The organism is Mucilaginibacter pedocola (genome assembly GCF_002013915.1).
Taxonomy (GTDB): Bacteria; Bacteroidota; Bacteroidia; order Sphingobacteriales; family Sphingobacteriaceae; genus Mucilaginibacter; species Mucilaginibacter pedocola.
Map to the genome: position 1 here is coordinate 1 of NZ_MBTF01000019.1, position 23,630 is coordinate 23,630.

The 23,630-nt window shown below is 45.0% G+C and carries 20 protein-coding genes; 9 read left to right on the forward strand and 11 right to left on the reverse strand.

Annotated features, from left to right (window positions below):
- Positions 1–126: 126 nt before the first annotated feature.
- The 3 genes from BC343_RS17120 to BC343_RS17130 form a co-directional block, all read right to left on the reverse strand.
- Positions 127–1,164 carry an IS110 family RNA-guided transposase gene (locus tag BC343_RS17120; protein ID WP_078347728.1) on the reverse strand — a complete coding sequence of 346 codons (1,038 nt, stop codon included), beginning with the start codon at positions 1,162–1,164 and terminating at the stop codon, positions 127–129.
- Positions 1,165–1,473: 309 nt separating this feature from the next.
- Positions 1,474–1,809 carry a MerR family transcriptional regulator gene (locus BC343_RS17125; protein WP_078349035.1) on the reverse strand — a complete coding sequence of 112 codons (336 nt, stop codon included), beginning with the start codon at positions 1,807–1,809 and terminating at the stop codon, positions 1,474–1,476.
- A gap of 129 nt (positions 1,810–1,938) precedes the next feature.
- Entirely contained in the window at positions 1,939–2,478 is a 540-nt protein-coding gene (locus tag BC343_RS17130) for a P-loop NTPase family protein (protein WP_078349036.1), read from the reverse strand.
- Between the two features lie 282 nt (positions 2,479–2,760).
- Here BC343_RS17130 and alaS point away from each other — a divergent pair, with 282 nt between their 5' ends.
- Positions 2,761–5,388, forward strand: coding sequence for an alanine--tRNA ligase (alaS, locus tag BC343_RS17135; RefSeq protein WP_078349037.1), 2,628 nt, complete (start codon positions 2,761–2,763; stop codon positions 5,386–5,388).
- Positions 5,389–5,573: 185 nt separating this feature from the next.
- Here the strand turns inward: alaS and BC343_RS31400 are convergent, their stop codons facing one another.
- Positions 5,574–6,107, reverse strand: coding sequence for a hypothetical protein (locus BC343_RS31400; RefSeq protein ID WP_078349038.1), 534 nt, complete (start codon positions 6,105–6,107; stop codon positions 5,574–5,576).
- A 209-nt stretch (positions 6,108–6,316) separates the two neighbouring features.
- Between BC343_RS31400 and gatB the strand changes: the two genes are divergently transcribed.
- The 3 genes from gatB to BC343_RS17155 all read left to right on the forward strand — a co-directional run bounded on the left by gatB (position 6,317) and on the right by BC343_RS17155 (position 9,702).
- Positions 6,317–7,786 carry an Asp-tRNA(Asn)/Glu-tRNA(Gln) amidotransferase subunit GatB gene (gatB, locus tag BC343_RS17145; RefSeq protein ID WP_078349039.1) on the forward strand — a complete coding sequence of 490 codons (1,470 nt, stop codon included), beginning with the start codon at positions 6,317–6,319 and terminating at the stop codon, positions 7,784–7,786.
- A 3-nt stretch (positions 7,787–7,789) separates the two neighbouring features.
- A complete protein-coding gene (locus tag BC343_RS17150) occupies positions 7,790–8,905 on the forward strand; it encodes a TlpA disulfide reductase family protein (RefSeq protein ID WP_078349040.1) in 1,116 nt (371 codons plus the stop codon).
- A gap of 107 nt (positions 8,906–9,012) precedes the next feature.
- Positions 9,013–9,702 carry a response regulator transcription factor gene (locus BC343_RS17155; RefSeq protein WP_078349041.1) on the forward strand — a complete coding sequence of 230 codons (690 nt, stop codon included), beginning with the start codon at positions 9,013–9,015 and terminating at the stop codon, positions 9,700–9,702.
- A gap of 91 nt (positions 9,703–9,793) precedes the next feature.
- Here the strand turns inward: BC343_RS17155 and BC343_RS17160 are convergent, their stop codons facing one another.
- Complete coding sequence (locus BC343_RS17160) at positions 9,794–10,354, reverse strand: hypothetical protein (protein WP_078349042.1); 561 nt, start codon at positions 10,352–10,354, stop codon at positions 9,794–9,796.
- A gap of 141 nt (positions 10,355–10,495) precedes the next feature.
- Between BC343_RS17160 and BC343_RS17165 the strand changes: the two genes are divergently transcribed.
- Positions 10,496–11,215 (forward strand): RluA family pseudouridine synthase, encoded by a 720-nt coding sequence (locus BC343_RS17165; RefSeq protein ID WP_078349043.1) that lies wholly within the window; start codon positions 10,496–10,498, stop codon positions 11,213–11,215.
- A 4-nt stretch (positions 11,216–11,219) separates the two neighbouring features.
- Here the strand turns inward: BC343_RS17165 and BC343_RS17170 are convergent, their stop codons facing one another.
- Positions 11,220–12,143: a hypothetical protein gene (locus tag BC343_RS17170; RefSeq protein ID WP_143822243.1), complete on the reverse strand. Its 924-nt coding sequence runs from the start codon at positions 12,141–12,143 to the stop codon at positions 11,220–11,222.
- An 86-nt stretch (positions 12,144–12,229) separates the two neighbouring features.
- Positions 12,230–12,457: a hypothetical protein gene (locus BC343_RS17175; protein WP_078349045.1), complete on the reverse strand. Its 228-nt coding sequence runs from the start codon at positions 12,455–12,457 to the stop codon at positions 12,230–12,232.
- A gap of 310 nt (positions 12,458–12,767) precedes the next feature.
- Here BC343_RS17175 and BC343_RS17180 point away from each other — a divergent pair, with 310 nt between their 5' ends.
- Both BC343_RS17180 and BC343_RS17185 read left to right on the forward strand, forming a co-directional pair.
- Positions 12,768–14,234, forward strand: a complete 1,467-nt coding sequence (locus BC343_RS17180; protein WP_078349046.1) for a tetratricopeptide repeat protein — start codon at positions 12,768–12,770, stop codon at positions 14,232–14,234.
- An 11-nt stretch (positions 14,235–14,245) separates the two neighbouring features.
- Positions 14,246–14,893 (forward strand): hypothetical protein, encoded by a 648-nt coding sequence (locus tag BC343_RS17185; RefSeq protein WP_078349047.1) that lies wholly within the window; start codon positions 14,246–14,248, stop codon positions 14,891–14,893.
- Positions 14,894–14,932: 39 nt separating this feature from the next.
- Here BC343_RS17185 and BC343_RS17190 read toward each other — a convergent pair whose 3' ends face one another.
- The 3 genes from BC343_RS17190 to BC343_RS17200 all read right to left on the reverse strand — a co-directional run bounded on the left by BC343_RS17190 (position 14,933) and on the right by BC343_RS17200 (position 16,466).
- Positions 14,933–15,367, reverse strand: a complete 435-nt coding sequence (locus tag BC343_RS17190; protein WP_078349048.1) for an RrF2 family transcriptional regulator — start codon at positions 15,365–15,367, stop codon at positions 14,933–14,935.
- A 71-nt stretch (positions 15,368–15,438) separates the two neighbouring features.
- Positions 15,439–15,717: a SelT/SelW/SelH family protein gene (locus BC343_RS17195; RefSeq protein ID WP_078349049.1), complete on the reverse strand. Its 279-nt coding sequence runs from the start codon at positions 15,715–15,717 to the stop codon at positions 15,439–15,441.
- 20 nt (positions 15,718–15,737) lie between these two features.
- Positions 15,738–16,466, reverse strand: coding sequence for an NUDIX hydrolase (locus BC343_RS17200; protein ID WP_078349050.1), 729 nt, complete (start codon positions 16,464–16,466; stop codon positions 15,738–15,740).
- Between the two features lie 127 nt (positions 16,467–16,593).
- Here BC343_RS17200 and BC343_RS17205 point away from each other — a divergent pair, with 127 nt between their 5' ends.
- Positions 16,594–18,225, forward strand: coding sequence for a carboxylesterase/lipase family protein (locus BC343_RS17205; protein ID WP_078349051.1), 1,632 nt, complete (start codon positions 16,594–16,596; stop codon positions 18,223–18,225).
- A gap of 403 nt (positions 18,226–18,628) precedes the next feature.
- Here BC343_RS17205 and lpdA read toward each other — a convergent pair whose 3' ends face one another.
- Entirely contained in the window at positions 18,629–20,017 is a 1,389-nt protein-coding gene (gene lpdA / locus BC343_RS17210; protein ID WP_078349052.1) for a dihydrolipoyl dehydrogenase, read from the reverse strand.
- Between the two features lie 324 nt (positions 20,018–20,341).
- Here lpdA and BC343_RS17215 point away from each other — a divergent pair, with 324 nt between their 5' ends.
- Positions 20,342–23,620 (forward strand): TonB-dependent receptor, encoded by a 3,279-nt coding sequence (locus BC343_RS17215; RefSeq protein WP_078349053.1) that lies wholly within the window; start codon positions 20,342–20,344, stop codon positions 23,618–23,620.
- Positions 23,621–23,630 lie beyond the last annotated feature (10 nt).

The following is a 23,630-nucleotide window of genomic DNA, read 5'->3' on the forward strand; positions in this document are numbered from 1 at the left end:
ACCCTCTTTGCGAAGCAGAGAGATTCTGTGTTAACTGTCAAGTATTCTTTTTAATTTTGTTTCATTAAGGCGGCTTTATGCCAGCCTGTTTAGGGCAGTCCGTCATTGATGGCTGCCCTAACCCATTTATAGGGTTTTGATATTTTCAACAGACCGGTGTACGTGTTTTTTATCATAAGGCTTGTTGGTAACCCATAGCGTATAAACGAGTTCCAATAGCCGTCTTTGGACCGCTACTGCTGCTTTCATTTTTATCCCATGTTTCGATACCAGCCTTACATAGATAGCTTTAAAGCGTTCATCTACACGAATGGCTGTTAAAGCAGGCATATGCATTGCTTTACGCAAATGACGGTTCCCCTTTTTTGATATCTTAGGCTTCTTCTTTACAGATGTCCCCGACTCCTTTTCTTCCACATCCAACCCACTGTAGCCTATCAATTGCTTTTTGTTCCGTACCAGGTCGAACCCATTCGTTTCGGCTACTGCTATTACCACGGTAAGCCAGCCTATTCCCGGCGCTGTAGCAACGTTCTTTATCCTTGCTGCCAGTTCCTTATCTTGTTTTATCAATCCTGCTATCTCTACCTTTATCTCTTTTTCCTGAATGTTGCATAGCCCGATTCGCTGTTCAAGCCTGGCAATGCTATTCTCATTCGGGAAAGCTTCGGCTTGCTCTGCATGCAGTTGGTTCTTGCTTACTGTACGCTCTGCTACTATTTGGTCCCGTTCGCGCGTCAACTGCTTTAAGTCGCGGTATACCTTTTTTGGCTGTTGCCATAGTTCGTACTTCCTCTCCAGCCCGAACTGGCAGATAGCCTGCGATGCCGTTTTATCAGTAACGGTCTTCAGGTCAAGGCTCTTCATATAGTTGCTCACCTTGTTCGGCAGCAATATGCTTACCTCATGCCCTTGCCCTGATAGATGGTAAGCCAGTTTCTCGTGGTAAACGCCTGTCGCTTCCATAACATAACGTACCGGGACTTCTTTGTTTGCCCTTTGCTTTACCCATGACTCCAGCGCTTTAAAGCCGGAGGGCTTATTTGCGAACTGCCTGAATGCATAAACTTCTTTCTCCGCAGTTTCATCCATCCTGCCAAGGGAAACTACTAGTTCGTTTTGTGCTACGTCTATCCCTACAACCTGTTTTAAAATGTTTGCCATCGTTTCCTTTTAATAAATTATTAAAAGTGAAAACCCAACTTCGCCTTTTCTCCTGCTGGATATCCTGGATATACCGCTATGCAATATTCCTTACATTCTGTTCAAGCGCCAATGGGTAAAAAGGAATGAGGCAGCTTCTCTCTGTCAACATACCAACAGGTTGTTTGGGTCGTCATCTGCTCTCATCCCTCCTCACTTTCGAATACAAATCTATTTGCTTATATTCTAACAGCAAACATAGGAGGGTCGACAAGCGATAGCGGTGTCGGGGTGAGTCAACTCGCCGAGCGGACATATAAAAAGGTGTGCTTACAACTGGTCCCTAACTTCCAGCAGGAATTTTTTCAGGTTCTCCAGCGAATCTATTACGCGCTGGCTGTCGCGTGTATCGCCCATGTTGTTTTTGAGGTGGTCTTTTGCGCCTTGCAGCGTGTAACCCTTGTCGCGGATGAGGTGGAAGATGATCTTAAAATTCTCGATATCCTCGGGAGTGAAATAGCGGTTGCCCTTTTTATTCTTTTTGGGCTGCAGTACGTCAAACTCCTTCTCATAAAAACGTATCAGCGATTGATTAACTTCGAACATGGCCGAAACCTCGCCCATGGTATAGTACATTTTGCTGATCTCGCGTTCTTTGTAAGGCATACACAAAGGTAGTTTTTTAGCTGCATTGCGCAAAAGGGGGCGAGTAAAAAGGGGAAGAAATTTGAAGTCACCGCAGGGGCTCCCGGTAGAGGACTCCGCGGAAGCAGTCGTTTAGAAAATGATCTAAGCTTAAAGCCCTTCCAAAAACGCCAACACCCGTTGTACTCTTTCTTCTACCGTAGTATCGCCACGTATCTCTAATACTTTGGCATTAACTCGGCTTAGCCAGGCTTCATGGTGCACAAGGCTGCGGCCGCTGAAGGTTGGGTCGTCGTATTTTGCGGCCCAATCAACAAATTCTTTATGCTGCTGCGCGCGGGTCGGGTCGGTGAAGATGACGTCGCCATAGCGTTCAATTTCGCGGTCAATAAGGCGTTGCATACGTAATTCGTGCGGGATGTACAGGAACACCACCACATCAAACATTTCCTCCCAATCGGCGCCCCATTTAATAACAGAACCTGCTTGTATCCAGCTTTCGTGTTTGGCCATGTCGGCTTTGATCATTTCATTACGCAGTTGCGGTTCGCGTTTAGTGGTGTATGGCGGGTCGGTTTTTACCCAAAAGTAATTGTCGGTATCAAAAAAAGGGATATTCAGGCGTTCGGCCAGCGCCAGTCCCAGCGTTGTGGAGCCGGCGGAGGATGCACCCATGATCTGTATTTTCATAATGCGGTTTTGGAGGCAGCGAAGTTAACTGTCTGGATCAGAATTTTAAGGGATTGACGCCCCTTTTTACACTATCCGTCATGCCGAATTTATTTCGGCACCCCACACGGCAGGTAGCGTTCATGCAGGGCGGCTTAGCATCGTGGCTTATATGATGGGGTGCTGAAACAAGTTCAGCATGACGGGAAGGCGACAATAAGGACAATAGGCCTAAATGCTTCTGTAAATTCGCTTAATTCCATAAATTCGAGTTCCAGACAATTTTCTACCTTTGTGCCCATTATGACAGCTACCCAAATACGCCAGGCATTTCTTGATTTTTTTGTTTCTAAGGGGCACGTTATTGTTCCCAGCGCTCCAATTGTTGTAAAAAACGACCCAACCCTGATGTTCACCAACGCGGGGATGAACCAGTTTAAGAACATATTTTTGGGTGAAGCACCTGCCAAGGCGCCGCGCGTGGCCGATACGCAACGCTGCCTACGCGTAAGCGGTAAACATAACGACCTGGAGGAAGTGGGTATCGATACCTACCACCACACCATGTTTGAGATGCTGGGCAACTGGAGCTTTGGCGACTACTTTAAAAAAGATGCCATTGCCTGGAGCTGGGAGTTGTTGACCGAAGTTTACAAGCTGGATAAGAACCGCCTGTACGTAACTTACTTTGAAGGCGACGAAAAAGAGGGCTTAGAAAAAGATACGGAAACCTACGAACTGTGGAAGCAATATGTTGACGAGAGCCACATACTGCCCGGCAATAAAAAAGATAACTTTTGGGAAATGGGCGAAACCGGCCCTTGCGGCCCCTGCTCGGAGATACACTTCGATAGCCGCCCCGATAACGAACGCGCCGAAGTTGACGGTGCTACGTTGGTGAACGCCGACCACGACCAGGTGATAGAAATATGGAACAACGTATTTATGCAGTTCAACCGTATAAAAGATGGTTCGCTGCACTCTTTACCTGCTAAGCATGTGGATACCGGTATGGGCTTTGAGCGTTTGGTGCGCGTGCTGCAAGGCAAAACCAGTAACTACGATACCGACGTTTTTCAGCCGATGATACAATTCATCGCCGAAAAAAGCGGTAAGAAATATAACAGTGCTGCCAAACCCGGCGATGCAGATTGGGCCGATGCCGTAGCCATGCGCGTATTGGCAGACCATATCCGCGCTATCAGCTTCGCTATTTCCGACGGGCAGCTGCCTGCAAGTAACAAAGCAGGCTATGTTATCCGCAGGATACTGCGCCGTGCCGTACGTTATAGTTACCAAACATTGGGCTTTAAAGAGCCATTCTTTAACGAATTGGTGCCACTGTTGGCCGAGCAATTTAAAGGCGTGTTTGATGAGTTATGGAATCAGAAAGACTTTGTGCAGAAGGTAATATTGGAGGAGGAGACTGCCTTTTTAAGGACATTGGAGAAAGGTATTCAGGTGTTCGAACAATACAAATCGGATATCACCGGCGAGCAAGCATTTTTACTTTCGGATACTTATGGTTTCCCTATAGACCTAACGGAACTAATGGCTCGCGAACGAGGCTTAATTGTAGACTTAAAAGGTTATGAAGCCGCTCTCCAAGAACAAAAATCTCGTTCCCGCGCTGCATCCGCCATCGATACAGGAGACTGGATAATGGTAAAGGACGAAGACGAAGCCGTTGAGTTTACCGGTTACGACGAAACCGAAACTATTGCCCACATCATCAAATACCGAAAGGTAACTGCTAAGGGCAAAGAGCAATACCAGATCGTGCTGGATAAAACACCTTTCTACGCCGAAAGCGGTGGCCAGGTAGGGGATAAGGGCGAGCTGGTTTTCCCTAACGGCGATATTGTTGAAGTTACCGATACCAAAAAAGAGAACGGCTTGGTCGTTCACTTTACAGATACACTGCCATCTACCCCTGATGATGCTTTAACGGCTATTGTAGATGCCGACAGGCGCAACAATACCAACAGCAACCACAGCGCCACGCACCTGCTGCATGCCGCCATGAAACAGGTGTTGGGTACCCACGTAAACCAAAAAGGCTCGTTAGTAAATGCCGATTACCTGCGTTTCGACTTTTCGCACTTCGCTAAAGTGACCGAAGACGAACTGGCGCAGATAGAAGCCATCGTAAATCAAAAGGTTCGCGAGAATATTCCGCTGAAAGAAGAGCGCATGGTAGCCTACCAGGAAGCTATCAGTATGGGTGTAACCGCGCTGTTCGGCGAAAAATATGGTGAATACGTGCGCGTAATTACTTTTGATGATGCCTTTAGCAAGGAGCTTTGTGGTGGTACGCACGTAAAAGCCACCGGTCAAATTGGCTACTTTAAAATAATTACCGAAAGTGCCGTAGCGGCTGGTGTTCGCCGTATCGAAGCCATTACCGGTATAGCTGCCGAAAACTACATTAACGAGCAAACCAAACTGGTACAGCAGGTAAAAGAATTGCTGAAGAACCCGAAAGATATCAGCAAAAGCATCGAAACCCTGCTGGAAGAAAATAACCGCCTGAAAAAGGAAATAGAGAAGTCGGTATTGGAGAAATCGTCGGGTCTAAAGGATGAGTTGGCTAAAAAAGCCGAGAACATAAACGGCATCAACTTCATAGCCCAAAGGGTAGAGTTGCCAAATGCCGATGCGGTGAAAAACCTGGCCTACAACCTGAAGGATATCGTATCGGACCTTTTTCTGGTGCTGGCTGCCGAGATAAATGGCAAACCCAACATCACGGTAATGATAGCCGAGAACCTGGTGAAAGATAAAGGCCTGCATGCCGGCAATATTGTAAAAGAACTTGCCAAAGAAGTAAAAGGCGGCGGCGGTGGCCAACCCTTCTACGCCACTGCCGGCGGCAGCGATGCCGGCGGCATTGATAAGGCACTGGAAAAGGCGAAGACGTTTGTTGCTTGATTACTTCGCCACCCTGTCATTCCGAGCGAGCCGGGGCAGGCAAAGTGCGAGGGAGCGACGAGGAATCTTCGACACGATGCAAAGAGGTAATGCAAATCCTTTAGAACCTCTTGTTACTTCGCAGCGCCGACTTATTTTAAACAGGAAAGCCTTTCCAATAACGGAAAGGCTTTCCTGTTTTTATGTTAATGATGGCCGTGCCCGTTGCCATGACCGTGTGCCGGGCCTCGCCCCGGACCATGCCCTGGTCCCGGTCCATGGGGGGCACGCGGACCCGGTGGCCTATGGTCTATCCTTACCACTTTGGTTTTGCGCACATAGTTGTTGCGGGGAGCCACGTACGAGTTGCCTCTAACAATTACCTGTTTGCTTGAACCGCGGTAGCGTGCATACCGTACCTTGTCGCGGCTAAAATATTGGTAAGCGCGGGGGCGGTTAACAATAACTTTATAACCGTTGTTAATATTGTAACCTGCGTAGCGTTGGGGAGGAGCGTTCCTGAAAACCCAGCTTCCGCCATCCATATAAACGTACTGGTGCTGTGGTACGTAGTAATAACTTTCAATATCGGGCAGGTAAACGTATTGCACGTCGGTATATTCTACCGGGGGCGTCCAGGTACCAATGTTTACGTTAACACTAATTTGAGCCTTGCTCTGCGTAACGGATGCCGCAAGCAATGCACAGCTTGCAAACATGCCTAAAAGGATCTTCTTCATGGAGGTAAAATGTATCTGTCTTGTAAATCAATAAGGAACAGACAAGTAACTGGGGAAAAGGTTTAGAATATTTATTGCGCCCCTCGCCATAAAGGCCTTTATTCCCCACCAATCCGCTATACTTTATAGAAAATAATATACCCAAAAAATATAAATTACATTATATTTGGCAGATTACATCATCGCTGGGCATCAGCTGAAAATATTATATGGCAGTTCTAACAGGCGGCGTGAGTGATAAGTACGAGTTGGTTGTAGGATTAGAGATACACGCGCAATTATCCACTTTAAGTAAAGCTTTTTCATCAGACTCGGCCGCCTTTGGCGCCGGTCCAAATGAGCATGTTAGCCCCGTTTCGCTGGGGCACCCGGGCACCCTCCCGCGCATCAATAAAAAAATGGTGGAATACGCCGTTAAGATGGGTTTGGCATGCAATTGCAGTATCAATTTAACCAATAACTTCGCCCGCAAAAATTATTTTTATGCCGATCTGCCCAAGGGTTTTCAAACCACGCAAGATCAGCGCCCCGTGTGCATCGGCGGTTATGTTACGGTAAAATTGGCCGATGGCAGCACCAAGGACATTGCCATCCACCACATACACATGGAGGATGATGCCGGCAAAAGCTCGCACGACCAGCACGATGAGTTTTCGCTTATCGACCTGAACAGGGCAGGGGTACCACTGATAGAAATAGTATCGCAACCCGACCTGCGCAGCGCCGAGGAAGCCGGGCAGTTTTTAACCGAGGTGCGCAGGTTACTCCGCTACCTCGAGATCTGCGATGGCAATATGGAAGAAGGCAGCATGCGTTGCGATGCCAATATATCGGTACGCTTGCATGGCGCTGCCAAATACGGCAACCGTTGCGAGGTGAAGAATTTGAACTCTATCCGCAACGTGCAGCGCGCTATCGAGCATGAATTTGCCCGCCAGGTGGCCATTATAGAGGATGGTGGACATATCGACCAAAATACCCTAAACTTTAATGCAGATACCGGCGAAACATCGGTACTGCGCAGTAAAGAAGAAGCCAACGATTACCGCTATTTCCCCGAACCCGATCTGTTGCCTGTGCAATTAAGCGAAGGTTATCTGGAGCAAATTCGCAAGCAAATGCCTGCCCTCCCGAAAGAGCTGTTCGCAAAATACACCACCGAGCTGGGCCTCTCTGATTACGATGCCGGGGTTATTACTGCCGATAAAGCGTTTGCCACGTATTATAACGAAGTTATTCAGCATACCAATAATTACAAATCGGCAGCTAATTGGCTGATGGGGGCAGTAAGCTCGTATATTAACGATAATGGGCTGCAAATAAAAGACTTCCCGATAAGCCCTGAAGCATTGGCCGGGCTTATAAAACTGGTTGACGATGGTAAGGTGAACAATACCGTTGCGGCGCAAAAAATATTTCCGGAAATGTTGAAAGGAAATAGTAAAACTGCCGACCAAATAGCTAAAGAGCTTAACCTGCTCATCAGTGATGATTCGTCGCAACTGGATGAGTTTATAAAAGCCGCGCTGGCTAAATTTCCCGATAAAGTGGTGGAATACCAAAAGGGTAAAAAGGGCGTTTTAGGCTTGTTTATGGGCGAGATAATGAAAATATCGAAAGGTAAGATCGACCCCAAAAAAACCAACCAGCTTTTAATAAAAGAATTAGAATCGAAGTAACACATGAAGATTAGCATACTGGCCGCTACTGCACTATCGGCTGCCGTGTTTTTTACCGCCTGCAAGGATAGCAGCACTTTCACTATATCGGGTACCGTTACCAATGCAGGCAAGTCGCCAAAAGTTTATTTACTGGCTGCGGATAGCACCCAGATAAACATTGTAGACTCCGCCGCGCTTGATGCAAGCAACCAGTTTAAATTTACCCACACTGCGCCTTTTGCTAATCTGTACAAACTAAAAGTTGGCGAAAGTATTTTCGACTTTGTAGCGAAGAACGGCGACGATATCAAAATAAAAACTGATATGGCCGATGCTAACCACGCTTACGAAATTTCTGGCTCGGAAACCTCGGAGCAGATAAAAGAATTTAACCGCATCAGTAATTTCTACGGCGAAAAGAATACCAAACTTTCTGATGAGTATACCGCTAAATCGGAAAAGCTGGGGCATCAGAGCGATTCTTTGCTGAAGATATATATGCCCATCTTCCAGAAAAACATTGCCGACTACAGCCAGGAAATCCTGAAATTCGTTGATAAAAACAAGGCTAACCTGGCAGGCTTTTATGCTGTTACCTCTTTAGATCAGCAAAAGTACGAGCAGCAATTAGTTGCTTATGCCGATGCCATTAAGGATGAATTTAAGGATAACCCCTCTGTGCGCACCTTTGTTAAACAGATGGAAATTGCCAAACCGGTATCAATAGGCCATAAAGCGCCCGATTTCACCATTAATTCTATCGACGGTAAAAAGTTGTCACTGGCCGATTATAAAGGCAAATATGTGATGATTGATTTTTGGGCATCGTGGTGCGCGCCTTGCCGCCAGGAGAACCCTAACGTGGTAAAACAGTACGCCAAGTTCAACTCCAAAGGGTTTAATATACTGGGTATATCGCTTGATGAAGATAAAAGCCCATGGGAAAAAGCTATTAAAGCTGATGGTTTAAAATGGGCGCATGCCTCTGACCTGCAGCGTTTTGATGGACCTACAGAGCGCCTTTATCACATCGAAGCCATCCCTTCTAATTTCATCATCGACCCGCAGGGAACTATTGTTGCCAAGAATATAACCGGTTCAGATTTAGAAGCTTTTTTAAATAAAACGTTTAATTAGCCTCAATGCTACGTTAACTTTTTTCCGTTGTTAACAATTTGTTAATACGTAATTAACCGTATGCTTGTATTAAGGACATATTTTTATACAAAAATTTAACCTGCCCTATGAGCACCGTAAAGCAAAAGATACTGATCGTTGACGACGAACCGGATATTTTAGAACTGATAGAATATAACCTTAAAAAAGAAGGTTACCAGGTATACTCGGCACGTAATGGCCAGGAGGCCGTTGCCGAAGCTAAAAAGACACTTCCGGACCTTATAGTGCTCGATATAATGATGCCAAAAATGGATGGCATTGAGGCTTGCCGCATTATGCGCACCATGCCCGAGTTTAAGAATACCTTTATGGTGTTTTTAACGGCCCGCAGCGAAGAGTATTCGGAAATTGCAGGCTTTAACGTTGGCGCCGATGATTATATAGCTAAACCTATTAAGCCACGCGCTTTAGTTAGCCGTATAAACGCTATACTGCGCCGTAACGCACCGCCCGAAGAAGTTACCGATAACAAACTGGAAATAGGCGACCTGGTGATAGACCGCGAAGCTTACCTGGTTTACAAAAACGGTGTAAAGGTAGTGTTGGCCAAAAAAGAATTTGAGCTGCTTTACCTGTTGGCCTCTAAACCCGGTAAAGTTTACACCCGCGAGGTGATCCTGAAGAACATCTGGGAAGACTCGGTAGTAGTAACCAACCGTACTATTGATGTACACATCCGCAAACTACGCGAAAAACTTGGCGACGACTGCGTATCTACCGTAAAAGGCGTAGGTTACAAATTCGAAGCACAATAAGCATTAAATATAAACGGCCCCGGAGATATCTTCGGGGCCGTTTTAGTAGTATATAGATTTGACAACTCTTTAAGAGTTGTCAAATCTCACATTAGGCTTTTGCTACTGCTTTTTTGCGTGGCGTAGTGGTAGCTGCATTCTTCACAGCAGTAGCACCGGTTTTGGCAGCGGTACCAACTGCTTTGGCTTTAGCCGATACACTTTCCTTCGCAGCAGTTGCGGATTTTTTAGCTTCAGCCACGGTAGTTTTGGCTTTAGCGTTAATTGTTTTTGCCTTGTCATCTGCCTTAGCTTTTATATCGGCAGCTTTTTCATTTGCTTCAGCAGTCACAGCTTTGGCTTTGGTGGCTGCTTTCGCTTTAACTTCTGCCGTTTCTTTTTTGGCTTTGGCGGTGGTTGCGCTTACTTTTTCGGCTACAGCTTCTTTAGCCTCGCTTGCTTTTTTAGCAACCTTGCGTTTGCTTGCCGCTGCTTTCTTGGTAGCTGTTGCTTTTTTAGCCGTTACCGTTTCTTTAATGTCCTCAAATTTGTCTTCCGCTTTGTCTTTTATATCCTCGGCGGTGTCTTTGGTGCCTTCCCAAAATTCTTCAATGGTGTCTTTTATCCGTTCGAAAAAGCCTTTTTCTTCGGGCTGTGTTTTTTCTGTGCTCATGGCAGATGTTAATTATAGGTAAATGGTTAATGTATGTTTTTCAGGGTTAATAACATGCGCTGGTAACTTTTGTTTTCGAGGGCTGTAGGGCATGCCGCTTATTAAAATTATAAACCGTATTTTTGCAGGCTATTTAAAAATATGAAGTTCCCGAAATTTGCCGACCTGATACTGTTTGAAGACGACGATATTATTGTTGTAAACAAGCCCCCTTTTATAAGCTCGCTTGATGAGCGCGAAGGCGGGGAGATAAATATGTTGCGCCTGGCTAAACAATACAGCGAGGATGCGCAAATATGCCACAGGCTGGATAAAGAAACTTCAGGAGCGCTCATCATCGCCAAGAACCCCGAAGCCTACCGCGCGGTAAGCATGCAGTTTGAGCGCCGTAAGGTGAAGAAAGTGTACCATGCGGTGATAGATGGCACGCATGTTTTTGAAGAATTATTTATCGATCTGCCTATCCTCAACGTGGGCAAAGGCAACGTAACCATTAGCAGGCAGGAGGGTAAGCGTGCCGAAACATGGTTTCAATCGTTAAAATACTATAAGCATTATACACTGGTAGAGTGCCGCCCGGTAACCGGCCGTATGCACCAGATCCGTATACACCTGGCCACCCAGCGTGCCTCCATAGCCGGCGACGAAATGTACAAAGGCCAGCCGGTATTTTTATCCAAACTAAAGCGCAAATACCAATTAGGGAAAGACCAGGAAGAACTGCCTATAATGAAGCGCTTTGCCCTGCATGCCTACGAGGTTACATTTAAGTTGGTTAACGATCAGGAGGTAACCATCCACGCGCCATACCCTAAAGATTTTGAAACACTATTAAAGCTGTTGGATAAGTTTGATAGTTAGTAGTTTATATCAGCTTTTTCTTTTCGTATTCTTTTAAAAGAGCGTCTGCCTTGACTTTCTGCCTGTTTTGTAATAGCCTGAAATAAGTTGAGGCCAACTTATTGGTTTGGCTGTTGGCATAGTGTTGCTGCAGATAGGCCCATGCTTCTTTAAAATAGTCGGTTAGCCCACCGGTTTCGTAGTCGTCAGCTGCTCTGGTGTTATCCATTCCGATCAGCAGCGTACTCAGATAGGCCGCCCGGTTCTCCTCAGCCGCCTTATAAATTAGTGAGTGTGGGTGCTGCATCGCAAATTTTTCCCACCATACGGTACGATCAACCAGTTGCCCGGGCGAAATAGTTAGGCCGGCATCCTCCTGAAAACCTTCTTTTTCGTCTTTATTTAACTGGGTAATGTATTGCCTTAAAACCGGCGAGAGTAGTGGCGCGAACCATTTGATAGAAAATTCATAGTCGCGGCCGATGTAAGAGTCGCCTTCCGATATGTATACATAAAAACCATTTTCGCGCAGCCTTTTGCCGTAGCTAAGCAAACTTGCCGAAAGTTTTGGTGTAGGAACAGTATCAATCTGCGAAGTATCGGCGAGTAATGAATCTGCGCTCATACCATTGACATAATTTAAACTATCTACAACTACGTTAAGTTTGTTGATAAAGTTATCAGCAATTAAAAAGTATGCGGTATCCCTGGTAGCTTGGTTCTCTCCTTTAAATAGTTCCGTGTATTTTTTTGCAGCTATTGTTGCCGATGCCATGTCTGTAACATCAAGGCCGGCAATAAACTTTTGGTAGTTATTGAGTACCGTTTGTCCGTAGCCCGAATGTTTGGGCGCAATTGCTTTAGATGATAGTTTAATGTTAGTTTTTGTTTGGGCGGGCTGCTTGCATGCAACAAAGCATAAAAAGATGAAAAGGAATAGGTATTTCATGCGGCTAATATAAATTAAAGCCATAAAAAAACCCATGTGATATCATCACACGGGTTTGGTATGTTTTAAAGCTAAAGCTTAGCTAATTATTTGCTTGGTGGAACAGTGTCCTTAGATGCGGTAGTAAATTTAGCAGCAGGAGGAACTGTGTCTTTTATTACTTTAAAAGTAGCAGCAGGAGGAACTGTATCTTTTTTGCCTTTTGCCGATAAAGCGTTAATTGTAGCTTTTGGTTTAGCAGACTGTTCTTTTTGGCAAGAATAAATGCTTGTAGCTATAACAGCCAGAGCAATAAATGGTATAATTTTTTTCATGACGTGTCGTGTTTTTTGGCTGTAGCGTAATTTTATGTAAAAGTATGAATAATATTTGTAAACCAAGTATAAATACGTGATTTTTTTAAAAAAGTTTTAATTGGCTAAAAAAATCTTTCCAGGTATTAATACGTGGTTTTTTTATAAAAGGTTTCGCCAATATTTATTTTTTTTATAAGTATTTGTACGCAGGCTATTTAAAAAAGTTTTAGGTGTGTATAATTTGTTTTTATCAAAGGCAAGCGTATTTTTATGGAAAATATAGCGCATGCGCAAGACACTTATTATTCTTATAAGTTTTATACCCCTAATGTTTTCGGTGCTGCAGGCCCAGGTGCCTAAAGGTACCGTTGCGCCTCCGCATCAGCCTAAAATAAATCAGGATACCCTGGCCAATATACTGGAACAGAAAGACGACTTCTCCCGCCAAAAAAGGCTGGTAGTTTTTGTGAAGAATTATTTAGGTGCCTCGTTGCCCGAAAAGCTTACCGCCGTTCAGGATACTTTTAACCAGGCATTTACGCGTGCCGGTATGCTTGATAAAGATGCCTTTGCCAACTTTATGGTTAGCTATGCATTATACAAACAGCACAACCTGCGCGATGCCGAAGCTTACATGAATAAGGCCATACAGGCGGCTGATAAGCGTAACGATGCCAATCTGCTATTTCAATTTTATACGCACTTAAGCTTCATCCAAACCGACCAAGGGAATTTTATTGGAGCTATCTATAGCTACCGTCTCTCCAAAAAAGAGCTAACCAAATTGAAGGATAAGCTGCCCGACAACCGCCCGCTGGCCTCTATCAACATCAATATTTCTGACCTTTATTACAAATCGGGCTTTTATACGCAGGCTTTAAATTACCTGGATAGGGCACTGGCGCTGTTGGCAAAGGATGAAAAAAATATGGCTTTGCTATCAAGCGCCATTTACTATAATAAGTCGGAGATATTTTTTAGGCAGGGTAACCTGGATTCGCTGAAGGCTTATCATGTTAAGCTGAACGACCCGCGCAATAAGAACTACAAGATATTTAACTATCGCCAGCGTACCGCGTATTACATGACGCTGTTAAAGCAAGATTACCCTTTAGCCATTAAGCAGATCATCGCACTCAAAAAAAATCCGAAGTACATTTATAATGAGTTAGAGGACCAGCGCTTAGGCGATGCTTATTTTATGAACGGGCAACTGGATAGCGCCAAAAAGAAGGTGGAAGAACAGTTAGCCGTAGCTGCGGCAAATAACCACCCCGAAATAAAGTACCATTTTTATGATGTACTGGCCCAGGTAGCGCAAAAGCAAGGCGATAATAAAGCGGCTGCCCGTAACTTTGAGCTGGCGCTGAAAGAATCGCAGGAGAATAACCTGAGGCTGACACAGGTAGGGGACATATCATCGCAAATAAAAATTGACGAGGCCGAAAACTCTTATACGCAACGTGCCGCTATATACGAGAAGGAACGCCTTTGGCTAATATTTATGGTGATTGTGGCTGCCCTTATTATTGTGGCCATTGCATTAATTTATCGCAACGTAAAACAAAAACGCCATTACGAGCAATTACTGTTTGCCAATAAGAAAGCCGAGCTGGCCTTTATTAACTCGCACGAGGTTCGTAAACACCTTACTAATATACTGGGTATAATGGATATCATTCAGCATAGCGATAACAATAAGGAAGAGTATAAACAGTGCGAAGAGTACCTGCTAAGCTCCGCCAAGCGCCTCGACGAGGCTATCAAGAACATATCTGAGAAGATCAACGAGTAATTTCCTTTGCTATGCGTCCTTTAAAAAGAGGCGAGATCAAACAAATACTGATAGATACCGCTGCTGAACTTACTCCGGAGTTTTCTTTTGTTACCTATAAAAACAGTTGCTATTTCTTTGAACGGCTGAGAAGGGTTGAAGATGTACCTGTTCATGAATTTTTTCAGATAGTTTTTTCTTTAAAAGATGGTTGCTTTTGCTGCTCGGTAGCTTCGCGGTTGAACGTTGAGCTTATGGCAGATAGTAGTTATAACACCGGCTTGTTAAACCCGCACCTGGATCTGATAGTGCTGAAAAAGGGCACGGGAGCACTACCACTTTCTGAAGCATACTATTACCATGATGGTAATATCGAAACCGTTTTGATAGCAGTGGAGCAAATATTCTACGACTTCAAGCACCACGGTATAAGTTTTTTAGATAACCAGTTTCAAAAACTACAGCAAAACCATATCATAAAAACCAGCCTCCATTTTCTGCGGTCGCGGGAAAATAATAGAGCAAGGGTAGGTAATGTTGCTGTTCGCGAAGAACTGGAGAAGGAGCTAAAAGAAAAGTTATATGCTGTGCCGGGTCAAACCAGGGAAGACCGAAAAAAGATCAACAGAACTACCAGAGAATTGATCGAATTATATTTGGCTTCCCCAAGTCAGGTATAATTCGATCAAATTAGATGGCTACAACATCATTATCAGTTGTTACATATTAATAAGCGTACTTTCCCTTGCAATAACATCTGCTATGCTGGTTTCTGAAAGTATCTTCAGCGTAGCATCGCGTACTTCAATAAAAACATCGCGTATGCCGCAGGTGTGCTCCTGGTGGCATTCATCGCAACGGTGGTAAAAGTTCAGGCTGGCGCAGGGTACCATAGCAATTGGCCCATCGGTAATGCGCATAATGCTAACCAAAAAAATGTCTTTTGGGTCTTTATTAAGGCTATAACCGCCTCCCGCACCCTTTTTGCTATATAAAAAGCCGGCATTACGTAGGTCGAGAAGGATCTGTTCCAGGAATTTCTTCGGAATTTTCTCCACTTCAGCAATTTTTGATATCTGCATAGGCGGTTTATCCATGTTTTTGCCCATGGCCACCAGCGCTTTTATAGCATATTTAGTTTTTTTAGATAGCATTTGAAAAATTAAAGCTGCAAATGTACGTAAACAAATTTTGTTAAGTCAATAGTGGGGGAATAAGTAAAAAATTATGGTTTATCTGAGTGGCCTAAACTCTTATTGGGGTTAACCACATCGCGCACCAATTGTTTCAGTTCTTTCACCTCGGGGAAGCGGCCCTGTTGCTTGCGGTCGAAAATTTCGGTGCCGTTTATACTAACTGTATAGCGGCCATTGGTTTCGCTTGGGTGCAGGGTTACGCCATAAAGGTCGTCGGTAAAAGTGCTCAATAGTTCTTGCGCCATATAGGCCGCGCGAAGCATCCAATTGCATTTAGGGCAGTACTCTATAATAACCGTAGGTTTCATCGGTTATAAAAATAGTAAACTTATTTGGATACAAACCTATATAAATAAGGTGCCTTGTGTGCGCCCCCACTATATTTTTTTGCAATACGCTCCAGTATGCCCATGCCAAGCATTTTACGCTGAAAGGCAGGGCGAAGGAGCTTTTTGCCCAAAACGGTTTCGTAAAGGCTTTGTAGTTCGGCCATGGTAAATTCGGCAGGCAGCAGGTTAAAGCCCGCCAGTTTACTATCTAATATCACCTGTAGCCACTGCAGGCCGGCAGCCACAATGGCCGAGTGGTCTTGTATTAGCGGGGGGATATCGGTTAAATTATACCAGTTGCAGCTGTCAAATATTTTATCAGGCGTTGGGGTAACCTTCGTAAAATCTACCAAAGCCAAATACCCTACACTTATAAAACGCTGAAAAAGCCAATGGTTAGGGTCGGGCTTACCTCCGTCAGCCGCCATAAACGATATAAAAGGAGTGGGATCGTGCCGGGCCATATCGCCAAAAACGCGGAACTGCTCCGGTGAAATATCCCTTAGCCCTGTGCGTTCGCCGGCTACGCGTTTTGCTGCATCGTCCAGGTTCTCGTTAAGCCGGACAAAGCCGCCGGGAAGTGCGTAAAGCCCGGTTTTGCTGTATTGCATCAGCAGCACCTTCAGTTCGGTATCATGAAAGCCGAACACCACCACATCAACGGCCAGGTTAGGTATAAAGCCATTGCCGGCGGCATCAGTTTCGTTATGTGGAGTATCGGGTTTCATGTAATGGTGCTGTTACAAATTAAATTTGTTAATGCCAATTATACAAATTATTATTGTAACATATTGATACAATAATAAACTCAATAAAATTACCTCCCGGTACTATTCCATTTATAAACAAACCAACATGAAAAAATTATCACTTTTTGTACTTGTACAAATGGCTGCAACCATGGCCATGGCGCAAACGCTTGTGCAAACCGACAAGGGGCAGGTTGACGGCGTTACCGAAAAATCGGGCGTGGTGAGCTACAAAGGTATTCCCTTTGCCCAGCCGCCCATTGGCGAGCTACGCTGGAAAGACCCGCAACCTGCCAACAGCTGGACAGGCGTGCGCAAGTGCGATGCCTTTGGCTACAATGCCATGCAGAAAAAAGTATTTGGCGATATGGGCTTCCGCTCGCCGGGCATGAGTGAAGATTGCCTGTACCTTAATGTATGGGTGCCTGCCAAAAAAACTAAAGAGAAAATGCCGGTGCTGGTTTACTTCTACGGCGGCGGTTTTGTAGCCGGCGATGGCTCGGAGGCCCGGTACGATGGCGAGAGCATGGCTAAGCGTGGTATAATAGCATTAACCGTTAACTACCGCCTGGGCGTGTTCGGCTTTTTGGCGCACCCGGAGTTGAGTAAGGAGTCGCCACACAAGTCATCAGGCAACTATGCTTTAATGGATCAAAACGCTGCACTGCGCTGGGTGCAAGCCAATATAGCCGCCTTTGGCGGCGACCCAAAACGCGTTACCATAGCGGGCGAATCGGCAGGCTCTATCGCGGTATCGGCACAGATGGCATCGCCATTATCAAAAAACTTAATAGCCGGTGCAATAGGGGAGAGCGGTGCTATGATAAAGCCTACGCTGGCTGCAATACCTTTGGCAGATGCTGAAGCTAACGGCGTAAAGTTTACCGAAAAAGCAGGCGTGAAGGACTTGGCTGCGTTACGCGCATTGCCCGCAAACGAATTGCTGGAGATAGCTTCTAAACAAGGTATGCCGCCAACATCCGTAGGTAATATTGATGGATACTTTTTGCCTAAATCGCCTGCCGATATTTTCGCTGCGGGCGAACAAGCCAAAGTGCCTTTGCTGGCCGGCTGGAATTCTGCAGAAATTCCCTTCCAGGCGGTAATGTACGGGCAGGTACCAACTCCCGAGAATTATTTGAAACAGTTAAAAATGTTTTATCCCGAAAAGGCTGATGAGGTATTGAAATTATACCCCGGCGCTACAGAAGCGGAGGTTATTAAATCGGCAACCCAACTTGGCAGCGACCGCTTTATAAACTACAGCACATGGAAATGGGCAGAGCTACACGCGCAAACAGGCGGCAAACCTGTTTATCGTTACCTGTTCTCGCGCCCGCGCCCGGCCATGACGGCTAAGATGGGAAACGCCAAAGCAGGCCTTGCCGGTGGCGTGATAAAAGATGATAGCAGCAAACCCGCTCCGCCAAAAGGCCCTGAGCCTTATAGCGGCGCGGCGCACGCATCGGAGATTGAATACGCAATGGGCAATTTAGCTACCAACGAAACCTACGCCTGGACACCCGACGACTACAAGGTATCAGAGACGATGGAAACCTATTTCGCCAACTTTATTAAAACCGGTAACCCTAACGGATCGACTGTACCAAAATGGACTGCCAATACTAAAGGTAGCCCGGTATCGTTCATTAATATAGACGTGAAAACCGTTCTGGAAAAAGAAAGCGAACAACTGCATAGCAGGTATGTATTCCTCGATAAAGAATATTTGAAATAACAAGCCGATACTATCGTTTAAAGCCATCTTTGCTTAGCAGAGGTGGCTTTTGCTTTTGAAGTTGGATGTATATGTATTAGCGCCTTGCCGAATGAAGGTACATCATTGTTTAAAATTATTAATACCCCGATAGGGGTAAAAGCTTTGTAGAAATCCAACACCAAGATGTTATTGCCCTGTAAGGGCAACACAATAGCCCGTTTGATACCCTTGTGCTAAACTTTGTATTGCACCTACGGCGCATTTCTCAATTACGCTATATTGCTACAAAGCTTTAACCCCTAACGGGGTAATGTAACTTTTGAAGATAGGGAGGGAGAGATGTGTTTGTAGATAACGTCGGTAACAAAAAAAGCCGCAGCGGTTATCCCGTTGCGGCTTTGTGTTGTAAAGATAGTTTATCTTATAAGTGTATCACTTCGCCGTAAGCATCAGCAGCGGCTTCCATTACAGCCTCGCTCATGGTTGGGTGAGGGTGTACCGATTTGATGATCTCGTGGCCGGTAGTTTCCAGTTTGCGGGCGGTAACTACTTCGGCTATCATTTCGGTAACGTTGGCACCCAGCATGTGTGCACCTAAAAACTCGCCGTATTTGGCGTCGAAGATAAGTTTCACAAAACCATCTTTGCTGCCTGCAGCGCTTGCTTTACCCGATGCCGAGAATGGGAATTTACCTACTTTAATTTCGTAACCGGCTTCTTTAGCTGCTTTTTCGGTATAACCTACCGATGCAACTTCAGGCCAGCAGTAAGTACAGCCCGGTATGTTGTTGTAGTTTAAAGGCTCGGGGTGGTGCCCTGCAATTTTTTCAACGCAGATGATACCCTCAGCGCTGGCTACGTGTGCCAAAGCCTGGCCTTTAACAATATCGCCGATAGCGTAAACACCTTCAACGTTGGTTTGGTAATAATCGTCAACCAGTACTTTGCCTTTATCGGTTTTTACGCCGTTTTCTTCAAGGCCAATTCCTTCAATATTGGTAGAGATACCGATAGCAGATAATACTACATCAGCCTCTAAAACAACGTTACCTGTTGCTGTTTTAACATTTACCCTGCAGCCTTCGCCGTTAGTATCAACAGATTCTACGGTAGAGCCCGTCATGATGTTGATGCCTTGTTTTTTCAGGATACGCAGCAGGCCTTTTGAAATTTCTTCGTCTTCCAGCGGAACGATGTTATCTAAAAACTCTACCACAGTAACTTTGGTACCAATAGTATTATAGAAGTAAGCAAACTCGATGCCGATAGCGCCCGAGCCTACTACCACCATTGATTTTGGTTTTTCGGGCAGTATCATAGCCTGGCGGTAACCAATTACCTTTTTGCCATCCTGTTTAAGGTTTGGCAATTCGCGCGAGCGGCCGCCTGTGGCTAATATAATATGTTTAGCAGTGAAATCTTTTACAGTGCCGTCGGCAATTTTTACGGTAACAACGCCTTTGCTTTTTAATGAACCATAACCGATTATTACATCGATCTTGTTTTTCTTCATTAAAAACTGTACGCCTTTGCTCATGCCATCGGCAACGCCGCGGCTGCGTTTTATTACGGTCTCAAAATCAACTTCGCCACCGCTGGTTTTTATACCATAATCGGCCGAGTGATTTATATAATCAAAAACCTGCGCGCTTTTTAACAACGCTTTAGTTGGGATACATCCCCAGTTGAGGCATATACCGCCTAATGATTCTTTTTCTACTATGGCAGTTTTTAAACCCAGCTGTGATGCACGTATCGCGGCCACATAGCCACCCGGGCCCGAACCTATTACAATTAAATCGTAGTCCATAAGGTTATATCTCTTTTTTGATTTTGAATGCCAAAGCTAAGTAAAAAGCGGTAAAATGAGAAAAAACGGCATTTTTAGGAATTTGCTGTGATAATTTACCAAAATGTTAAGCTTCTGCTACGTAAAAACAGTTGCGAACGTCGTATAAATGTAATTATTATACTAAAAATTCATCAATATTTCATTATTGCGTGCTTAAACTGTAAAGTGTTGAAAAATATATAATTATTGTTAACAGTAACTTAACATTGGCAATTGTCCTATTAACTATCTTTGTACTCGAATTTAAATCACTTAACAGTTTAAAAATTAAAAAAACAACGTATGAGGAAGCATTTACTTCTATTAATTTTTTCCCTGTTTACGGCGGTTGCCAGCTTTGCACAGCAAACAACCGGTAGTATATCAGGAACTGTAGTTGACGAGAAGGGTTTGGCTTTGCCCGGTGTTACTATCACCGCATTGCACACCCCAACCGGTACCAACTACGCAACCGTATCGCGCGTGGATGGCCGTTACAACTTACCAAACTTACGTATTGGTGGGCCGTACACGATCACCTTCTCATTTATCGGTTTTACAACTAAAACCGAAAGCGATGTAACTTTAACACTGGGCCAGGAGTTCAGGGTTGATACCAAATTGTTACCTAACAGCACTTCGCTGAGCGAGGTTCGCATCACCGGTACACAAAACAAGGTTATCAACAACTCACGTACCGGTTCGCAGGAAATTGTTACCCGCAGGCAGATCGAAGCATTGCCAACTATCAACCGTTCACTTCAGGACTACACCAAGCTGACTCCTTCTGCAGGTAGCAACAACTCTTTTGGTGGCCGTAACGGTAACGGTAACAACGTAACTGTTGATGGTGCTTTGTTTAACAACTCTTTCGGTTTATCGGGTACTTTGGGGGGCCAGGCTAACTCACAGCCTATCTCGCTTGATGCGATCGAGCAAATCCAGGTTGCAGTTAACCCGTTCGATGTTACTCAAGGCCGTTTCGCCGGTTCGAGCGTAAACACTGTAACCAAATCAGGTACTAACGAATTTAAAGGTACTGTTTACCTTTACAAACGCAGCGCCGGTTTAGTTGGTTTACACGCCATGACTGCCGATGTATTAAAACCAACAGTTAACTACACCCAACGTGGTGCAAGCTTTGGTGGCCCAATCATCAAAAACAAATTATTCTTATTCGTATCTGGTGAGCAGGAAAGAATTAGCGACCCTGCTACTTCGTTCACCGCTTTACGCCCGGGCCAAACTGCAGGCGGTAGCGTATCGCAAGCTACTTTAGCCGAATTGCAAGACCTTAAAGATTACCTGCAAAATACTTACCAGTACAATGCAGGCGCGTTCGAAAACTATCAGTTAAGGACTCAGTCAGACAAGATCACTGCTAAATTAGACTGGAACATTGACAAGAACAACACACTATCGTTAAAGTATTTCTACCTGAAATCTTTCCGCGATGTACCTCCAAGCAGCTCAGGTGCGCAAGGCACTCGTAGCCCGGGTTTGATAGGTTTGCCGTTCTTCTCTTCTTACTACACTATCAACAACAACTTCAACATTGGTATTGCCGAGTTGAACACCCGTATCAGCAGCAAATTTGCTAACAAATTAACTGTTGGTTACCAGGCCCTGCGTGATTTCCGCTCTTCACCGGGTGGTGGTGCATTCCCGCTTGTTGATATCTTGAACGCTGCAGGTACAGGTACCTTAACTTCATTTGGTTACGAGCCTTTCACTGCAAACAACTTGCTTAACACTAATACCTTCCAGGCCAGCGATAACTTTACCTGGTTTGCCGGTAAACACGAAGTTAACGTTGGTGTAACCACTGAGTTTAACAGCTACACTAACGGTTTTGCGCCTAACTACAACGGTTTATACCGTTTCAACAGCATTGCCGATTTCAAAAACGGCGCACCTGCTGTACGTTACGCTTTGCAATACTCTGCATTGCCTGATGGCTCTTTCCCGTTTGCTGTTACTAAAGCTTATACTATTGGTTTTTACTTGCAAGATAAATGGCAAGCTACCGACAACTTTAAGTTGACTTACGGTGTGCGTTTAGATATGCCGGGTTATAATACCGATAGCCAGTTCAACGCAAGCGCTAATGCCCTTACAGGTTTCCGCGATGGTTACAGAGTTAACACCGCACAATTCCCAAAAACTTCGTTACAGATATCTCCGCGTGTTGGTTTCAACTGGAATGTTAATGGCGAAGGCTTAACACAAGTACGTGGTGGTGCCGGTATATTCCAGGGCCCTGTTCCTTACGTGTACATATCTAACCAGGCAAGCAACAACGGTGTGCAGTTTGGTTCCTACACTTTGGTTCCCGGCCAAGGTGGTGTATTGCCAACCGACCCACGTTTGATCTTCAACCCGAACGTAAACGCCAACAGGCCTACAACTGCCGCTGCTAACGTTAACTATAACCTTGCTATTACCGATAGGGATTTCAAATTCCCATCTAACTTCAGGGTGAACGTTGGTGTTGACCAGAAATTACCTTTGGGTATCTTAGGTACCATCGAGGGTAGCTACTCTAAAGATATCAACGGTATCCTTTACCAAAACATTGCATTGCCTTCTACAGGTACTGCTCTTGCAGGTAGCGATAACCGTATCCGTTACAGCAACACTACTGTTTATCCTTCTATCCCTGCTGCTCAGGGTGGTAACACTGCGGCATTGCCAAACATCACCGATGCGATATTGTTGAAAAACACCAGCAAAGGTTATGCTTATAACATTACCGGCCAGTTACAGCGTACTTTCAAAGACCTGTACTTCATGTTGGCTTATACTTACTCTGATTCTCGTTCGGTTAACGATGGTGGTTCTATCGCACAATCTACCTGGAGAGACCGTTCGGTATCTGGCGACCCTAACGCTGATGTTGTTTCTTACACCAACTTCCGCCAGCCAAACCGTATAGTTGCTGCATTCTCTTACCGTAAATCATACATCGGCCACTTAACTACTTCAATCGGTTTAACCTACGAAGCAGCTAACGCGGGTTCGTCATCGTATGTATACAGCGGCGACGTAAACGGCGATGGCCAAACCAGCAACGATTTGATCTACGTACCTAAAGATATCAACGATATCGTATTGGTAAAAGATAACGCAGTTGCTACAAGCGCTACTTATGATGCTCGTACTCCTGTACAGATCTACAACCAGTTAAACGCTTACATTAACCAGGATCCTTACCTGAGCAAACGCCGTGGTAAATATGCCGAGCGTAACGGCTTGGTATTGCCTTACTACCACTTAGTAAACTTTAACTTTAGCCAGGATATTTACCAAACTACCGGTAAAGTTAAAAACACCCTGCGTTTCGAGTTCAACATGATCAACTTGGGTAACTTCCTTTACAGGAACTGGGGTAACGTTAAATTTGCTAACAGAACCTTATTGTTAACTTACAAAGGCCTTGATGCTGCTACCGGCAAACCAACTTACTCTTTCCCATACTTCGATGCTAACAACCAAACTCCACTTACTACTACTTGGGGTAACGGTGTTGGCCAATCGTCACGCTGGCAAGCTCAGTTTGGTTTAAGGTACATCTTCAACTAAGCGACGCTTA